We start from the raw sequence: 16,462 nt of genomic DNA, 5'->3' as shown, positions 1-16,462 counted from the left end.
CTGACAAGCCCGCCCGGTCCGCGGGAATCCGGACCGGGCGGGCTCGTCGGCGGCGGGCGTCAGACCAGGCGGCGGGCGGTGGCCCAGCGGGTCAGCTCGTGCCGGTTGCTGAGCTGGAGCTTGCGCAGCACCGCGGAGACGTGGCTCTCCACGGTCTTCACCGAGATGAAGAGCTGCTTGGCGATCTCCTTGTACGCGTAGCCGCGCGCGATCAGCCGCAGCACCTCGCGCTCGCGCTGGGTCAGCCGGTCCAGGTCCTCGTCCACCGGCGGGGTGTCGGTCGCGGCGAAGGCGTCCAGCACGAAGCCGGCCAGCCGCGGGGAGAACACCGCGTCGCCGTCGGAGATCCGGAAGATCGCGTTGACCAGGTCGGTGCCGGTGATGGTCTTGGTGACGTAGCCGCGCGCACCGCCGCGGATCACGCCGATCACGTCCTCGGCCGCGTCGGAGACGGACAGCGCGAGGAACTTCACGCCCTCCCGCCGCCCGCCGCCCTTGTCCGCGCCGCCGCGCGCCGCCCCGGCCGGCTGCTCGCCCATCAGCCCCGCCGAGCGGCGCAGCACCTCGACCCCGCCGCCACCGGGCAGGTGGACGTCGAGCAGCACCACGTCGGGCATGGTCTCGGCGACCACCCGGACCGCCGACTCCACGTCGTCGGCCTCGCCGACCACGTCGATGCCGGTCGTCTCGGTGCGCCCGATCTCGGCCCGGACCCCGGTGCGGAACATCCGGTGGTCGTCGACCAGGACGACCCGCGCGACCCTCCCCCCGCCGTCGGCCGGGGGCACCCCCATCGGCGCTGCGTCAGTCATTCGCTCTCTCCATCTCCAGCTCGACCTCGGTGCCGCCGTCCGGCGCGGGCCGCACCCGTGCGGTGCCGCCGTTGCGCTTCATCCGGCCGATGATCGACTCGCGGACACCCATCCGGTCCTCGGGCACCGTCTCGGGGTCGAAGCCCGGGCCGTGGTCGCGTACGAACACCGACACCGTCTTCCCCTCCACCTCGGCGTAGACCTGGACCGGTCCCCCGCCACCGTACTTGGCCGCGTTGACGGTCGCCTCCCTCGCGGCCTGCATCTGTGCCGCGATCCGGTCGTCCATCGCGCAGTCGCCGACCACGACCACCTCGACCGGCACCCCGTGGCGGTCCTCGACCTCGGCGACCACCGCGCGCAGGCTCTCCGCCATGGTGTCCGGCGCGGCCTCGGCGGCGGCCTCCGGGCGGTAGAGCCACAGCCGCAGCTCGCGCTCCTGGGCGCGGGCGAGCCGCAGCACCTCCTTGGGGTCCTCGGCCCGGCGCTGGATCAGGGTCAGGGTGTGCAGCACCGAGTCGTGGACGTGCGCGGCGATCTCGGCGCGCTCCTGGGCCCGGATGCGGGCGGTGCGCTCGGCGCCGAGGTCCTGCCACATCCGCAGCGCGTAGGGGCCGACCAGGACGAGCACCCCGGCCAGCACCGCGAGCGAGGCCTCCACCACCGAGCCGAGCGTGGAGCCGCTGCCCTGCATGGCGAGGAAGGCGATGGTGCCGGCGACCACCAGCAGGACGCCGGCGCCGACCCGGGTGTAGGCGCCGCGCCGCTTCTCGCCCTCCTCCAGGCCGAACCAGCGCTGCCAGCGGGAGTCGTCGGCCTGCCGCCAGACCAGCGCGACGCCGACGCCGATCGCCAGCAGCGGCCAGGTGTAGGGCTTGGCGGTCTGCCAGCCGAGCGCGCTGAGCAGCGCGATCAGGCCGATCACCAGCATCACCAGGGCCGCGAGCTGCCAGAGGCCGCCCTGGCCGCGCCCGGCGGCGGGCCGGGCCGGGGCGCTCTCGTCGCCCGTGCCGCCGCCCGCGGGGACGGGCTCGCCCTGGAAGGTGTGCTGGAGGAGCTCGCGCAGCCGGCCGAGCCGCCCGCGCCGCCCCTTGTTCAGCGCCGTCCCCGGGACCTGCCCGGATCCGGCGGGCACGAAGGCGCCGTTGAGGTAGACCCACTGGGCGCCGCCGCGGTGCGAGGGCTCGCCGATGCCGATCGGCACCACGAACCAGAAGGCCGCGTACAGCAGCACCCCGATGCCCTGGGCGAGGAACAGCAGCACGAAGGCGACCCGGACCCAGGCCACCGGCAGCCCGAGGTGCACCGCGAGCCCGTGGGCGACCCCGCCGAGCATCCGCCCCTGCGGGCTCCGGTAGAGCCGCCGGTACGGCGGGCGTCCCTCACCGGGCACGGCCGGGTCGGGGCCCGGCGACGGGGTGTCGGGGACGAGGGGGCGGGGATCGGTGCCGGGTGCTGCCACGCCACCGATGGTTCCACGCGGGCGGGCCCGGGCGCATCAGGGTGGAGCCCTACCCGTTCTCAGGGACAAGTCAGGGTCCGGGCAGGGCTCGGCCCGGTTGGGCGGGGGCCCGGCAGCCACCAGGATGGTGGGCATGACGGAAGACCACCTCGCCCAGGAGAGCGGGCCCAGCGCCCCGCCGGAGCCGGAACGCCCCCCGCTGACCCGTACCGAGCACCACCGCGTGGTGGCCGGCGTGTGCGGCGGCCTCGGACGGCACCTGGACATCGACCCGGTGGTCTTCCGCGTGGTGACGGTGGTGCTCTGCCTGTCCGGCGGGCTCGGCCTGTTCCTGTACGGGCTGGCCTGGCTGGTCGTCCCGACCGAGCCGGTCCCGGACGGCAAGGGCGGCAGCCGGGCGGGGCGCACCGAGCTCCAGCGGGTGCTCACCGGGCGGGTGGACGGCCAGTCGGTCGGCGCGGTGCTGCTGACCGTGATCGGCACCGGGGTGTTCTTCTCCTCGATGGGCGACGGGGACCAGATGTTCCCGCTGCTGCTGCTCGGCGCGCTGGTCTTCATGGCGGTGCGCTACGACCCGGAGCGCCACCGCGGCGGCCGGCTCCGCGGGCGCCGGCGCGGCCGACGGCACCACGGCGGCCCGTACGACCGGTTCTTCCCCGGGTCCGAGGCCCCGGCCTCCGACTACAGCTGGCCGCGCACGGAGGAGGCCGAGGCGGTGCGCGAGCGGCACGCCCAGGAGCGCGCGGCCGGGACGGTCCCCGCCGACACCCCGCACGCCGGCCCGACCGGCTACCTGTGGGACCCGCGCCACCCCGAGCGCAACCCGTACGGCGAGCCGGCGTCCGCCGCCGCCACCCCGACCCCGCCGTTCGGCACCCCGACCCCGCCGCCCGGGGCACCCGCCCAGCCGTGGTGGCAGCGCCCCGACCTGCCGAAGGGCGACCCGCTGCGCAAGGGCGGCGGCCCGGCCGTCCCGCCCCCGGCCGCGGTCCGCCGCCGGCGCCGCGAGCACTCCGCCCTCGGCCTGGTGGGCCTGCTGCTGGCGGTCGGCGCGGCGAGCGCGGTCTGGTCCGCCTCGGCGGGCCACAGCACCACGGTGGTGGGCTCCGCCGCCCTGGCCACCGCCCTGCTGGTGGTCGGTCTGACACTGCTGGTCGGGGCGAAGTTCGGCCGGGCCCGGAAGCTCACGGTGGTCGGGCTGCTGCTCACCCTGGCGCTCACCTTCGTCGGCCACTCGCCGGACTCGCTGCAGAACGCGGCCGGCACGCGGTCCTGGACGGTCACCTCGGCGGCCGGGCTGGAGCCCAAGTACGTGCTGGGCGCCGGCGAGATCCGGCTGGACCTGCACACCCTCGACCCGGCCGGCGCCACCCTGTCGACCACCGTCGAGCTCGGGGCGGGCGTGCTGAACGTCGTCCTGCCGCCGGACGTGACGGTCAACCTGAAGACCCGTCTGCTGCTTGGCGACGTCCGCGCCCCCGGTGAGCCGCTCACCAGCGAGGGCACCACCCGCACCTACCAGTACCACCCGTTGAACGGTCAGACATCCAAGGGCACGCTCGACCTCCAGCTGACGGTCGGGCTCGGCGACATCAAGGTGGTCCAGTCGTGAGGAAGCACCAGCTCGATCTCTTCTCGCTGATCGCGGGCGCGCTGTTCACCGTGATCGCGGTGCTCTACCTGGTGGCGGCGCTGAACGACCTGTCGGTGAACGGCCGGATCGTCATCCCGGTGACGTTCGTCGTGCTCGGCCTCGGCGGCCTGGCCGGGGCGGTCGCGGCGGTGGCCCGGCGCGGCCGGACCGACGTGCCGGAGTAGGCCCGCCCACCGCCGGAGCGGGCCCGCGCGCCGTCAGCTCTGCAGCGGCCCGAGGTTCAGCTTGTCGCCGTCCTTGGTGACGCCGTACCTGGGCAGCGGCTTGGTCGCCGGGCCGTTGACCACCGCGCCGGTGGCCGCGTCGAACCGGGAGCCGTGGCACGGGCAGTACAGCTGCCCGTTCTTCGGCGCGTCCACCGCGCAGCCGGAGTGCGTGCACACCGCGGACAGGCCGCAGTACTGGCCGGCCTTGGGCTGGACGATGTAGACGGCGTCACCGGTGGCCGGGTCCTTGACCTGGGCCGAGCCGCCGACCGGGACGCTCGCCGCGGCCACCGAGGGGGGCGGCCCGGCGGGGCTGACCGGGGCGGCGGACTGCTTGGGCCCGACGGCCTTGCGGTCCCGCCCGAAGGTGGCGGTCAGCGAACCGGTGAGCAGCCCCGCGCCGCCGATCGCGACGGCCGCGATCCCGCCGTCCACCAGCGCCCGCCGCTTGACGTGGTTCTCGCGCAGCCCGCGGGTGCGGTCCCGGGCGGCCCGCCCGGCGAGGTAGCCGTCCAGCGAGAGGTACGGGGTGCCGGCCAGCAGCAGCGGGGTCCAGGCCATCAGGTAGGCCAGGTCGTTGCCGAGGTAGTACGGCGAGACGTTCCAGCTGACGGTCAGCCAGAGGCTGAGGTTGATCAGCGCGCCGCCGAGCGCCGCGACCCGGCCCCAGAGACCGAGCAGCGTCCCGAGGCCGACCGCCAGCTCGCCGAAGGCGATGGCGAGGGCGAACAGGGTCGGTGCGTCCAGGGCCGCGCCGAGCAGGAAGGAGATCGGGCTGGAGCCCTTGGCCGCCTGGGTCTGCGAGACGAAGGAGGCCGGGTCCCCCGCGCCCGCCAGGTAGTGCGAGTCGGCGAGCTTGTCCAACGCCGCGTACACGAAGGTGATGCCGAGGAAGATCCGCAGCGGCAGCAGCGCGTACTGCGCGGCGAACGCCTTGCCCCGGGCCGCCCGCTCGGCTCTGCCGGTCGCTTTCACGCCGGCCGCCCCGGAGCCGCTGGCCTCCGACATCCCTCACACCTTCCCTCGCGGCCTGCCGCACTCTGACAGGTCCGGTCCGCATTCTGCACGTTTCTGAGCACATTCGGTGGGACGGCCCACCCGGCGAACGCCCGGTCCACCGCGAACGGCCGCGCCGCCGCTCCCTTGTATACGGGAACGACGGCGCGGCCGTTCAATGCCGGTTCACGCCCGACGGGGAGCGGTCACTCCCACTCGATGGTGCCCGGCGGCTTGCTGGTGCAGTCCAGCACCACGCGGTTCACATCGCGGACCTCGTTGGTGATCCGGGTGGAGATCTTCGCCAGCACCTCGTACGGCAGGCGCGACCAGTCGGCCGTCATGGCGTCCTCGGAGGACACCGGGCGCAGCACGATCGGGTGGCCGTAGGTGCGGCCGTCGCCCTGGACGCCGACGCTGCGGACGTCGGCCAGCAGCACGACCGGGCACTGCCAGATCTCGCGGTCCAGACCGGCCGCGGTGAGCTCCTCGCGGGCGATCGCGTCGGCCTCGCGGAGCAGGTCCAGGCGCTCGCGGGTGACCTCGCCGACGATCCGGATGCCCAGGCCCGGGCCCGGGAACGGCTGGCGCTGGACGATCTCCTCCGGCAGGCCGAGCTCCTGGCCGACCATCCGGACCTCGTCCTTGAACAGCTTGCGCAGCGGCTCGACCAGCTGGAACTGCAGGTCCTCGGGCAGGCCGCCGACGTTGTGGTGCGACTTGATGTTCGCGGTGCCGGTACCGCCGCCGGACTCCACCACGTCCGGGTACAGGGTGCCCTGGACCAGGAAGTCCACCGACTCGCCGTGCTCGCCGGCCTCGGCCACGATCTCGGCCTGCGCCTGCTCGAAGACCCGGATGAACTCCCGGCCGATGATCTTGCGCTTCTCCTCCGGGTCGCTGACGCCCTTCAGCGCGTCGAGGAAGCGCTCCTGCGCGTCGACGACCTTCAGCTGGACGCCGGTGGCCGCGACGAAGTCCTTCTCGACCTGCTCGGTCTCGCCCTTGCGCATCAGGCCGTGGTCGACGTAGACGCAGGTGAGCTTGGAGCCGATGGCCTTGTTGACCAGGGCCGCCGCCACCGCGGAGTCCACGCCGCCGGACAGGCCGCAGATGGCGCGCTTCTCGCCGACCTGGGCGCGGATCAGCGCGACCTGCTCCTCGACCACGTTGCCGGTGGTCCAGGTCGGGGCGAGGCCGGCGCCGCGGTAGAGGAAGTGCTCCAGGACCTGCTGGCCGTGGTCGGAGTGCAGCACCTCGGGGTGGTACTGGACGCCGTAGAGGCGGGCCTCGTCGTTCTCGAAGGCGGCGACCGGGACGACCGCGGTGGAGGCGGTGACGGTGAAGCCCTCGGGGGCGGCGGAGCAGGCGTCGCCGTGCGACATCCACACCGAGTGCTCCGCCGGGACGCCCTCGAACAGGGTCGAGCCGGAGCGGGAGACGGTCAGCGGGGTGCGGCCGTACTCGCGGGCGCCGCTGTTGTCGACGGTGCCGCCGAGCGACACGGCCATCAGCTGGAAGCCGTAGCACATGCCGAAGACCGGGACGCCGGCCTCGAAGATCGCGCGGTCGATCTGCGGCGCGCCCTCCTCGTAGACCGACGAGGGGCCGCCGGAGAGGATGATCGCCTTCGGGTTCTTGGCGAGCATCTCGGCGACCGGCATGGTGCTCGGCACGATCTCGCTGTAGACCCGGGCCTCACGCACCCGACGGGCGATGAGCTGGGCGTACTGGGCACCGAAGTCGACCACCAGGACGGTGTCGGTCTCAGGTGCGGACTGAACGGGAATAGCAGAGGACACGGACGGCCTTCCGGCAGCGGTACGAAAGGTGTCGCGCGCAGCGCGTCCTTCGAGGGTGGCGCCGGGCGACGGGCGGGGGTCTGAGGACGAGTCTACCGGCCGCCGCGTTTCACTCGTCTGCCCCGCCGGGCGGCCGTGACCGGCCGGGCAGCCGGTTCGTTGCTCCTGACGACCGTACGACCGCGCCGCGCCTGCCAGGTGCGCCGCCTCCGCCCCGGCCAGGGGCGCCGCCGTACGGGCTTGCAGGACCACGCGTGGAGCTCATCCCAGTCCACCGGCGCGCGTGGCGCAGCCGCGGTCCCGGCCCTGCCGGGAGCGGTGCGCCGTGGGACCGTGCGCGGGTGCCGCGGCCGGCCAGCAGGGGACAGCGACCCCGGCCGCGACTGGACCAAGGAGGTGGGGTGGTCGGCCTCCGGGGACGCCCGGAGGCCGACCACCGCACCCCGGCGCACACCTTTCACCGTCCCGCGCCGCTACGCGCGTCCCTGTGCGCTCCGGCCTACACCACTACTCACCGTGATCATCGATGCCACCCGTCCGCGCCCTCCCCGGGGCCTGCGAGTGGGTCCCGGCCGGACGCCCCGAAGCGGCCCGGCCGAAAATGGACTGTGCCGAAGTGTGCCGAATCGGTTGCAGAGCAAGCCCTTCGTCCAGCACGATGCTGGTGGACGGGGTTCTCCCGGCGGCCACCGGCCAGCCGCGGGGCACCTGTTCCGCTGCCACCGAGACCCGCGGTGACAACGATTATCACCTCACGCTCCGTGAGCGAGGGCCCGGCGCAGGCATGCACGCCGACCCGCCGCACCGCGAGCGTGCGCGCCCCGTGTGACCGGCCCACCCGCGCCGGAGCCGCGACGGCGCGCCCGACGAGCCATCCGACGCGACGGCGCTCCTCCCCCGGCGCCGTCACCCCCAGCACCGGCGCAGCCCTGACGCCGCGTGCTGAGCGACAAAGGGCCCCGTTCCCCCGCGGGGCCCTTTGCCCTGTCCGGGGCCGGCCGGGCCTCCCCCGCTCCCGCACGGCGCGCGGGGCCGGGTGCGCGCCGTGCGCACCCGGCCCCGCGCGCGGCTACGGCTGCTTGCGCCAGACGCTCGGGTCGGGGGTGTCCTCACCCGGCGGCCGCTCGGCGGACACCACGGCCGGACCGGAGGCCGGCGGCGCCTCGTGCGAGCCGATCACCTCGCCCACCACGGCCACCGGCGGGTCCGCCACCACCTGGCCGGGGCCGTACGCCTCCGGGCCGGGCCCGTACGGCGCGCCCTGCGCAGGGACGGTGCCGGGCGCGGTGGCGCCCGGTCCGCCGCGTCGCAGCGCCGCCAGGGCCGGGGGCACCGCCAGTGCGCCGACCGCCGCCCAGATCACGTTGGCCGCCAGCACGGTGGCGAACGCCAGGCTGACCGAGAACTCGCGTCCGCTGTCCCCCCGTCCGCTCCAGGTGCCGCTGCCCGAGGAGGTCGTCGTGGCCAGGAAGCCGGCCACCGCCATCAGCAGGGTCAGCCCGGCCGCGTACACGACGGCCAGTCGGATCCGGTCCAGCGCGTCGAGCCGGCGCCGGTAGGCCGTCCAGCCGAGGAAGGCCACCGCGGCCAGCGCCAGCAGCCCGGCCCAGCGCCAGTCGGCGCTCTCGCCGTGCAGGTCGAAGAAGGAGAGCTCCTCCGCCGGGCTGTCCGAGTCGCGGTAGCCGTCCCCGTCGTAGCCGCCCTCGTAGCCGGTGGTGCCCCGGCCCGCCCGGGCGGTCGCCCCCGAGCCCACGCCGAGCAGGAGCAGTCCGAGGTTCGGCAGGAACGCCAACGAGACGCCGGTCTGCCAGCCCTCGTCCTGCGCGGCGACCACGACGAACGCGGCCAGCGAGGAGAGGCCGACCGACAGCGCCAGCGCCCGGCCCGCCGTCAGCCCGGCCACCGCCCAGCCGCGGACCGCGCGGTTGCGCCAGGCCGCCCAGCGCAGCGCGTCGGTGCCGTGGACGGCGAAGGCGAGCAGCCCCGCGAGCAGCAGCGTCCAGCCGACCGCCTCCAGCCAGCCGGAGTCGGCGACGTACTCGAAGCCGCCGTAGGAGTCGCTGCCGAACACGCTCCGCCGGTCGACCACGGGGCGCCAGGTTGCCCCGCCGACCAGCCCGACCAGCAGGGTCACGCCGGCCGCGAGCACGGCGGTCCGCAGGGCCTCGCCGGCCGCCTGCGACCTGGTCGGCTGCGCGCCGGTACGGGCCTGGCGCAGTCGGGCCCCGGCCCGCAGGCCGAGCCAGAGCGTGAACAGCCACAGCACGGTGACCGTCATCGGCACCACCCGCAGCACGACGTCCGAACTGCCCGCCGACCGGATCATCCCGCCCGAGAAGCCCAGCTTGAACGGCGCGCCGAGCCCGCCCAGGGCCATCGCCAGCGTCATGCCGAACCGGTCGCCGAACTCGGGCGTGCCGACGAGTTCGCCGAGGTCGTAGTCGCTCGGGATCGCCGCGATCAGCGCCACCAGCAGCAGGACGGCGGTCGGCGCGATCACCGCCTTGAGCGCCGGGCGCCAGTCCGAGCCGGTCAGCCAGCGCAGCACGGCGGGCTGGGCGGCCGCCGCGTCGTAGGGCGTTCCGGTGCCCCAGCCGCCCACCGCCGGCGGGACGGCGGGCGGGGCGTGGCCCGGCGGGGCGACCGGCGGCGGCCCGTAGGAGGGCGGCCCGGCGGGCGGCGGCCCGTAGGAGGACGGCGGTCCGACGGGCGGCGCGGCCGGCGGCGGAGGCGGTGCCAGCGGCCTGCCGCACGAGGCGCAGGCGATCGCGCCCTCCGCCGAAGCCGCGCCGCACGATGCGCAGATGGCCATTCCCACGATCCCCCCGTCAGAACGAGTTCCCTGGTCCCCCCAGGAAGCCCCGTTTATCCCATCGGGTGCGGACGGCTGTCAACCGGCATGGGCATGGCGCACGTTGGGGCGTCCGGGCGGTCAGCTCCCCCGCTTCGGGACCTCGGGAACGGCGAGCAGCGGCAGCCTCAGCGCACCGAAGGCGTCCTTCGGCACGGCCGGCTCCAGCGGGGCCACCGCGGCGACCCGCCGGTACTCCTCACCGGCGGCCGGGCGCGGGTCCTCCTCGCCCTTGTTCGGCCACATCGACATGGCGCGCTCGGCCTGCGCGGTGATCGTCAGCGAGGGGTTGACGCCCAGGTTGGCGGAGACCGCCGAGCCGTCCACCACACTGATCCCGGGGTACCCGTAGAGCCGGTGGTACGGGTCGACCACCCCGCTCTCCGGGGAGTCGCCGATCGTGCAGCCGCCGAGGAAGTGCGCCGTCATCGGGATGTCGAAGATCTCGCCGACGGTGCCCCCGGGGAACCCGTTGATCTCGGTGGCCAGCGCCTGGGCGCCCTGCTCGGCGGCCGGGATCCAGGACGGGTTGGGCGCGCCGTGGCCCTGGCGGGAGGTCAGCTGCCCCTTGCCGAGGCCCTTCGTCTTCAGCGAGACGGTGATGGAGTTGTCCAGCGACTGCATCACCAGTCCGATGATGGTCTTCTCCGACCAGCGGTGCTGGTTCACCGACCGGGCGAAGTTCACCGGGTGGCGGGCCGCGGTGCCCAGGTAGCGCAGCCAGCGCGGGCCGCGCCCGACGCCCTTGACCTGCATGATCGACAGCGCGCCCATGGCGTTGGAGCCCCGGCCGTAGCGCACCGGCTCGATGTGGGTGTTCTCGTCCGGGTGGATCGAGGAGGTGATCGCGACGCCCTTGGTGAAGTCCACCCGGGAGCCGTACCGCCGGTCGGTGGTCTGCGCGCCGACCAGCGCCTCCGAGTTGGTGCGGGTCAGCTCGCCGAGCCGGCCGGAGATCCGGGGCAGGTGGCCGCCGTCGCGCATCCGGTGCAGCAGCGCCTGGGTGCCGTAGGTGCCGGCCGCGACCACCACCCGGGCGGCGGTGAGGGTCCGCGCGCCGGCCTTCACCGGGTCGGTGGTGGAGCGCGCGTCGGTGCGGCGCACGTCCACCGCGAAGCCCTCGGCGCCGTCGGCCCCGGCGAGCTCGCGGATCCGGGCCACCGTGGTGAGCGGGTGGATCTCGGCGCCGCCCTGCTCGGCCAGGTGGAGGTAGTTCTCGGTGAGCATGTTCTTGGCGCCGTGCCGGCAGCCGGTCATGCACTCGCCGCACTCCGTGCAGGCCCTGCGCTTCGGGCCGGCGCCACCGAAGTACGGGTCGTCGATCTCGGTGCCCGGGGCGGCGTGGGCGGTGCGGTCGGAGTCCTCGCCGTCGCCGAAGAAGACCCCGACCGGCGCCATGTGGAAGGTGTCCCCGACACCCATCCGCTCGGCGGCGGCCTTGAGGTGGACGTCGGAGGGGGTGACGGTCGGGTTGAGGCGCACCCCGAGCATCCGCTGCGCCTGGTCGTAGAACGGCGCCAGCTCGTCCTGCCAGTCGGTGATGTGGCCCCACTGGCGGTCCTCGAAGAACGCCTTGGGCGGCACGTACAGGGTGTTGGCGTAGTTCAGCGAGCCACCGCCGACCCCGGCGCCGGCCAGGATCAGCACGTTGGCCAGCAGGTGGATCCGCTGGATGCCGTACAGGCCGAGCTTGGGCGCCCACAGGTAGTTGGCCAGGTCCCAGGAGTTCCTGGGCAGTTCGCCGCGCTCGAAGCGCCGCCCGGCCTCCAGGACGGCGACCCGGTAGCCCTTCTCGGTCAGCCGCAGCGCGGAGACCGAACCGCCGAAGCCGGAGCCGATCACGATCACGTCGTAGTCGAACTCGGAATCACCGCGGGACCCCACCATGTGCCACTGCTCCTTCGGGAAGAGAACCGATGTCGGGGACGGTCCGGGGACCGGTTACTTGAACCGCAGGGCCTTCAGCACCCGCAGCCCGCCGGTGAACACCGCGGCGAACTGCCGGTCGTCCAGCCCGAGCGAGGGCGCGAGCGGCAGCAGCCGCTGGGTGGCGATGGTCTGCGCCTCGGTGAACCGCAGGATGCCCTCGGCCCCGTGCCGCCGGCCGAGCCCGGACTCGCCCATCCCGCCCATCGGCGCGCCGACCGAGCCGTACGCCGCCGCGAAGGCCTCGTTCACGTTGACGGTGCCGGTGCGCAGCCGGGCCGCGACCGCCCGGCCGCGCCGCAGGTCCTTCGTCCAGACGCTGGAGTTCAGGCCGTACGAGGTGGCGTTGGCGGCGGCGACCGCCTCGTCCTCGGTGTCGAAGCGGTAGACCGCGACCACCGGGCCGAAGGTCTCCTCGGCGCAGACCGCCATCTCGGGGGTGACGCCGTCCAGGATGGTCGGCTCGTGGAAGAACGGGCCCAGGTCGGGCCGGGGACGGCCGCCGGCCACCACGGTGGCCCCCGCCTTGACCGCCTCCTCCACGTGCCGGGTGGTGGCGTCCAGCTGCCGGACCGAGACCAGCGATCCCATGTCCGCGCCGTAGGCCAGGCCGCCGCCCAGGCGCAGCGCCCTGGTGCGCTCGGCGAACCTCGCCACGAACTCGTCGGCCACCGAGCGGTGGACCAGCAGGCGCTCGATCGAGATGCAGAGCTGGCCGGCGGAGGAGAAGCAGGCCCGGACGGCCCCCTCGGCGGCCCGGTCGAGGTCGGCGTCGGCGAGCACCAGCATGGCGTTCTTGCCGCCGAGCTCCAGCGAGGCGCCGACCAGCCGGGCGGCGGCGCGCTGCGCGACGTCCCGGCCGGTGCGGGTGGAGCCGGTGAACGAGACGTAGTCGGCGTGCTCGACCACGGCCGGTCCGATCACCGGGCCGTCGCCGACCACGATCTGCCAGAGGTCGGCCGGCAGCCCGGCCTCGACCAGCAGTTCGCGGGCCCAGAGCGCGGTCAGCGCGGTCTGCGTGTCCGGCTTGTTGACCACCGCGTTGCCGGCCACGAAGGCGGGCAGCGCATCACCGATGGACAGCTCCAGCGGGTAGTTCCACGGCGAGATGTGGCCGACCACGCCCTTGGGCCGACGGGCCTCGACGACGTGGGTGAGCACCGGAAGCGCCCCGCCGCGGCGCCTGTCGCGCAGGTAGGAGTGCGCGGCCCGGCCGTAGTGCCGGGCGGCCAGGGCGACGGCCAGCACCTCCTCGAAGGCGTGCAGCCGGGCCTTGCCGGTCTCGGCCTGGATCAGGTCGAGCACCTCGTCCTGGCGCCTGAGCAGCAGGTCGTGGAAGCGCAGCAGGACGGCGGCCCGGCGGCGAACCGGCTGGGCGGCCCAGCTGCGCTGGGCGCGGCGGGCCAGCTCGTACGCCACCTCGACGTCGGCCGGGGTGGACTGCGGCAGGCTCGCCAGCCGCTCGCCGGTCAGCGGGGCGACGGTCTCCACCAGGGCGGGCTCCCCGGCGGCGGTGATGCCGCCGGCGAGGCGGGCGACCAGCGAGGACGGGACGGCCGAGGCGACGGTGCGGCCGCCGCCGGGCGCGGCGGGGTTGCCGGCCCCGGAGCCGTTCTGCTCGGCGACCGGTGCATCTGCTGTGAGGTCCGTCATACGGCGCAGCCTAGGCGCTCGGCGGCCGGTTCGGTACCCGTCGGTAACAAGAAACTGCCGGTGCCGTCCGAAACCACCCGACGGGTGGGTTCAGCGGGTCGGGGTGAAGTGGTTGAGCACCGTGGTGAAGCGCTGCTCGCCCTCGGTCCAGTCCTTCTCCTTGTCCGGGCAGGACAGGTAGATGGCGTAGCCGGTGCCGTCGCCGTCGATGAACTCCGCCTCGATCGCGCGCCGGCGGCCGCCCTCCTTGGCCGCGTAGCTGAACTCCCAGACGGCCGCGTCGTGGCCGTTCACCTGGACGCTGGTCAGCTTGTGCTGGCGGTACTCCTTCAGCTTGGAGACGGTGGTCTCCATCTGCTGCAGGTGCTCCAGCGGCTTGACCGACTGGCCGACGGTGACCGCGAACTGCAGGTAGTGCGACTTGTTGTCGGGGCTGTAGAAGATCTGGTTCGCGGTGTCCGTACTGCGCTGCCACGCCGGGACGCCGCTCGGCAGCGGGAAGCGGAAGCCCGCCGGGTCGTCCACCCAGCGGTAGCCGGTGGGCGCGGCGGCGGCGGTGTCGGCCGGGTCCGGCCCGGCCGTGAGGGTCGGCGTCGGGTCGGCGCCCGGCGCGCCGCCGTGGCGGGTCGCGAGGTACGTCGCCCCGGCGGCCAGCACGGCGACCGCCAGCGCGGCCAGCGCGACCCGAAGCACTCGGCGGCGCTTGGCCGGCCCGCGCGCGGGCGCGACGCGGTGCGCGAGGGGCGCGCCGGGGGCGGTGTGCGCTTCGGCTCCCCCGGGTGCGCCCGCCTCGACGGCACCGGCCGGGCCCGCCGCGGCGGCCGGCTGCGGCGCGGTGACCGCCTCCGCCCCGCCCGGGTCCGCGGACTGCGCCCCGGCCGGACCACTGCTGCGGTCCACCACCGGCACCGCCTGGGTCGGCGTCTTCAGCGGCGCGACGGGCTTGAGGCCGACGGTGTGCCCGGCCTGCACCTCGGCCAGCATCCGGGCCGCCTCGTCCGCCGTGGGCCGCTCGGCCGGGTCCTTGGCCATCAGCGCGGCCAGCACCGGGCCCAGCGGCCCGGCCCGCTGCGGCTCCGGCAGCGGCTCCCCGACCACCGCGGCCAGCGTGGTCAGCGGCGAGGTCCGGCGGAACGGCGACTCGCCCTCCACCGCCGCGTACAGCGTCGCCCCCAGGCCCCACAGGTCGGAGGCCGGCCCCGGGCGCTCGCCCTGGGCCCGCTCCGGGGCCAGGTAGTCCGGCGAGCCGACCAGGTCGCCGGGGCGGGTCAGCTCGGCCGAGCCCTCGTAGGTCGCGATGCCGAAGTCCAGCAGCACCACCCGCCCGGTGCCGCGCTCCAGCAGCACGTTGGCGGGCTTCACGTCCCGGTGCAGCACGCCCAGCTGGTGGCCCCGGTGCAGCGCGGCCAGCACCTGGCCGCCGACCTCGGCGGCGGCCCGCGGCTGCAGTGTGCCGTCCTGGCTGATCACATCGGCCAGCGAACGGCCGTCGACCAGCTCCATCACGATCCACGGCCGACCGTCCTGCTCCAGCACGTCGTGGACGGTGATCACGCCGGGGTGCTTGATCCGGGCGGCCGCACTGGCCTCCCGCTTCATCCGGGCGTGCAGGATCTGCAGGTCCTCCTCGGGGAGGTGGCTGACGGTCAGTTCCTTGACCGCGACCTCGCGGTCCAGCATCCGGTCCCAGGCCCGCCAGACCGTGCCCATGCCGCCACGGCCCAGCCGCTCGCCCAGCTCGTAGCGACCGGCCAGCAGCCGCTCCGCGTCGGGCGACTGTGGCCCGTCCTGCACGCCCATCGGTGACCGCTCCCCCTCATCCACCTGCCGTCACCGCGACGGAGGGCCCGGTGCAGACCACTGTTCGAACAAATCCCATGCACACATTAGGCGCAGCGACCGTACCCCGGTAATCTCCCCCGGCCGCAGCGGAGGCGGCGGGGGCCCTGCGGGCACCGTCAGCCTGCGAACAGCACCACGGCCGCCACCCCGAGCACCAGCAGCACGAGGATCCCGCCGACCAGCAGCGGGCCGAGCAGAGCCGGAGGTATCCGCGGCGGCCGGACCGGTGCGGGGTCGCCCGCGTCCTGCGCCGGCTCCGCCGACCGTCTGCCGCGCCTGCGCTGACGCGGCACCAGGGGCACCAGCGGCCCGTCCGGGCGCAGCGCGAGCACCCGCCCGGCCCGCTCCCCGTCGACCGGCTCCGGCGCGCCAGCCAGCAGCGCCGCCAGCTCCCGCTGGATCTGCTCCGCCGTGGGCCGGATCGCCGGATCGGGCTGGAGCAGCCGCTCCACCAGCGGCGCCAGCGGCCCGCACACCACGGCCGGTTCCCGCCGCCCGTCCCGCACCGCCGTCACCAGCTCCGGCACCCCGCGGTCCGGGAACGGCGAGCGGCCGGTGACCAGCCGGTGCAGCAGCACGCCCAGCGCCCAGCAGTCCCCGGCCGGGCCGCCGTCCAGCGGCCAGCGCTCCGCCACCGGGCCGACCAGGGTGGCCCGGACGTCGTACCGGCGCCGGCCGCCCGGCCCGCCGAGCTCCTCGGCGAGCGCCTCCTGGGCCACCCCGGGGAGCAGTCCGCCGAGCAGGGCCGCGCCGTCCTCGCAGACCAGCACCGACTCGGTGGTGAGGTTCCCGTGCACGAGCCCGGCCTCGTGCAGCGCCCGCAGCGCACCCGCGATGTCCGCCGCCAACTCGGCCGCCCGGTAGGGCGGTACCGGGCCGGCCGCGGCCAGCGCGGCCAGCGACGCCCCGGCCGGATGCTCCTCGACCGTCCACAGCAGGCCGCCCTCGACGAAGGCCCCGGCCCCCTGGAGCAGTCGCTGGTGCGTCGGCGCGGCGGAGCCGACCGCCGCCACCCGGCGGACCAGCCGCTCGCCCTGCTCGGGCACCGGGTCGTCCGGGTCGTGACCGCTCGTCAGCAGGGCCGGCAGCTCCAGGCCGCGCAGCAGCACGGCGGCGCCGGTCCGCTCGTCCACCGCGAGCGCGCGCACCGCCTCCGGGTGGTCCGTCAGCCGGTATCGCCCTGCCAGAACCTGTCCCGGGCCCGCTCGCATGCGTGTTCCTCTCGCTCGCCGCCCAGCCTAGTTGGCCCCGGTGGACA

Annotated in this window: 11 protein-coding genes and 1 pseudogene; 2 read left to right on the top strand and 10 right to left on the bottom strand. The window is 75.1% G+C overall.

The window, feature by feature from the left end; translation table 11 throughout:
* Window positions 1-59: 59 nt before the first annotated feature.
* Both ACFVVX_RS22820 and ACFVVX_RS22815 read right to left on the bottom strand, forming a co-directional pair.
* Window positions 60-812, bottom strand: coding sequence for a LuxR C-terminal-related transcriptional regulator (locus tag ACFVVX_RS22820; RefSeq protein WP_387948357.1), 753 nt, complete (start codon window positions 810-812; stop codon window positions 60-62).
* On the bottom strand, window positions 805-2,205 hold the full coding sequence (locus ACFVVX_RS22815) for a PspC domain-containing protein (protein WP_387948530.1): 1,401 nt from the start codon (window positions 2,203-2,205) through the stop codon (window positions 805-807). Before ACFVVX_RS22815 ends, ACFVVX_RS22820 begins: the two co-directional genes overlap by 8 nt.
* 202 nt (window positions 2,206-2,407) lie before the next feature.
* Between ACFVVX_RS22815 and ACFVVX_RS22810 the strand changes: the two genes are divergently transcribed.
* Together ACFVVX_RS22810 and ACFVVX_RS22805 are read left to right on the top strand one after the other, a co-directional pair.
* A complete protein-coding gene (locus tag ACFVVX_RS22810) occupies window positions 2,408-3,886 on the top strand; it encodes a PspC domain-containing protein (RefSeq protein WP_387948355.1) in 1,479 nt (492 codons plus the stop codon).
* Window positions 3,883-4,092: a hypothetical protein gene (locus tag ACFVVX_RS22805; protein WP_387948353.1), complete on the top strand. Its 210-nt coding sequence runs from the start codon at window positions 3,883-3,885 to the stop codon at window positions 4,090-4,092. Before ACFVVX_RS22810 ends, ACFVVX_RS22805 begins: the two co-directional genes overlap by 4 nt.
* A 33-nt stretch (window positions 4,093-4,125) precedes the next feature.
* On the opposite strand, the gene ACFVVX_RS22800 is transcribed toward ACFVVX_RS22805, so the two are convergent.
* The 8 genes and pseudogenes from ACFVVX_RS22800 to ACFVVX_RS22765 all read right to left on the bottom strand — a co-directional run bounded on the left by ACFVVX_RS22800 (window position 4,126) and on the right by ACFVVX_RS22765 (window position 16,415).
* A complete protein-coding gene (locus ACFVVX_RS22800; RefSeq protein ID WP_387948529.1) occupies window positions 4,126-4,425 on the bottom strand; it encodes a ubiquinol-cytochrome c reductase iron-sulfur subunit in 300 nt (99 codons plus the stop codon).
* Between the two features lie 186 nt (window positions 4,426-4,611).
* Window positions 4,612-5,142: pseudogene (locus tag ACFVVX_RS22795) on the bottom strand (DoxX family membrane protein); the annotation flags it as partial.
* A 194-nt stretch (window positions 5,143-5,336) separates the two neighbouring features.
* Entirely contained in the window at window positions 5,337-6,932 is a 1,596-nt protein-coding gene (gene guaA / locus ACFVVX_RS22790; protein ID WP_387948351.1) for a glutamine-hydrolyzing GMP synthase, read from the bottom strand.
* A gap of 1,069 nt (window positions 6,933-8,001) precedes the next feature.
* Window positions 8,002-9,744, bottom strand: a complete 1,743-nt coding sequence (locus ACFVVX_RS22785; protein ID WP_387948349.1) for a hypothetical protein — start codon at window positions 9,742-9,744, stop codon at window positions 8,002-8,004.
* Window positions 9,745-9,864: 120 nt separating this feature from the next.
* Window positions 9,865-11,670, bottom strand: coding sequence for a GMC oxidoreductase (locus ACFVVX_RS22780; protein WP_387948347.1), 1,806 nt, complete (start codon window positions 11,668-11,670; stop codon window positions 9,865-9,867).
* Window positions 11,671-11,724: 54 nt separating this feature from the next.
* Window positions 11,725-13,362 carry a succinic semialdehyde dehydrogenase gene (locus ACFVVX_RS22775; RefSeq protein ID WP_387948345.1) on the bottom strand — a complete coding sequence of 546 codons (1,638 nt, stop codon included), beginning with the start codon at window positions 13,360-13,362 and terminating at the stop codon, window positions 11,725-11,727.
* A gap of 90 nt (window positions 13,363-13,452) precedes the next feature.
* The gene (locus tag ACFVVX_RS22770) at window positions 13,453-15,162 is read right to left on the bottom strand and encodes a serine/threonine-protein kinase (protein WP_387948343.1); all 1,710 of its coding nucleotides are present in this window, start codon (window positions 15,160-15,162) and stop codon (window positions 13,453-13,455) included.
* Window positions 15,163-15,320: 158 nt separating this feature from the next.
* The gene (locus ACFVVX_RS22765; RefSeq protein WP_387948341.1) at window positions 15,321-16,415 is read right to left on the bottom strand and encodes a hypothetical protein; all 1,095 of its coding nucleotides are present in this window, start codon (window positions 16,413-16,415) and stop codon (window positions 15,321-15,323) included.
* Window positions 16,416-16,462: the final 47 nt, after the last annotated feature.

Source organism: Kitasatospora sp. NPDC058170, assembly GCF_042883905.1.
In the GTDB taxonomy this organism is placed as follows: Bacteria; Actinomycetota; Actinomycetes; order Streptomycetales; family Streptomycetaceae; genus Kitasatospora.
Note: the sequence above shows the minus strand (reverse complement) of the source record. Positions and strands in the feature narration are given on the sequence as shown.

Coding starts and splice junctions, on each gene's coding strand:
- ACFVVX_RS22820 (WP_387948357.1), bottom strand. CDS start 812: ATGACTGACGCAGCGCCGATGGGGGTGCCCCCGGCCGACGGCGGGGGG.
- ACFVVX_RS22810 (WP_387948355.1), top strand. CDS start 2,408: ATGACGGAAGACCACCTCGCCCAGGAGAGCGGGCCCAGCGCCCCGCCG.
- ACFVVX_RS22785 (WP_387948349.1), bottom strand. CDS start 9,744: ATGGCCATCTGCGCATCGTGCGGCGCGGCTTCGGCGGAGGGCGCGATC.
- ACFVVX_RS22780 (WP_387948347.1), bottom strand. CDS start 11,670: ATGGTGGGGTCCCGCGGTGATTCCGAGTTCGACTACGACGTGATCGTG.
- ACFVVX_RS22775 (WP_387948345.1), bottom strand. CDS start 13,362: ATGACGGACCTCACAGCAGATGCACCGGTCGCCGAGCAGAACGGCTCC.
- ACFVVX_RS22770 (WP_387948343.1), bottom strand. CDS start 15,162: ATGGGCGTGCAGGACGGGCCACAGTCGCCCGACGCGGAGCGGCTGCTG.
- ACFVVX_RS22765 (WP_387948341.1), bottom strand. CDS start 16,415: ATGCGAGCGGGCCCGGGACAGGTTCTGGCAGGGCGATACCGGCTGACG.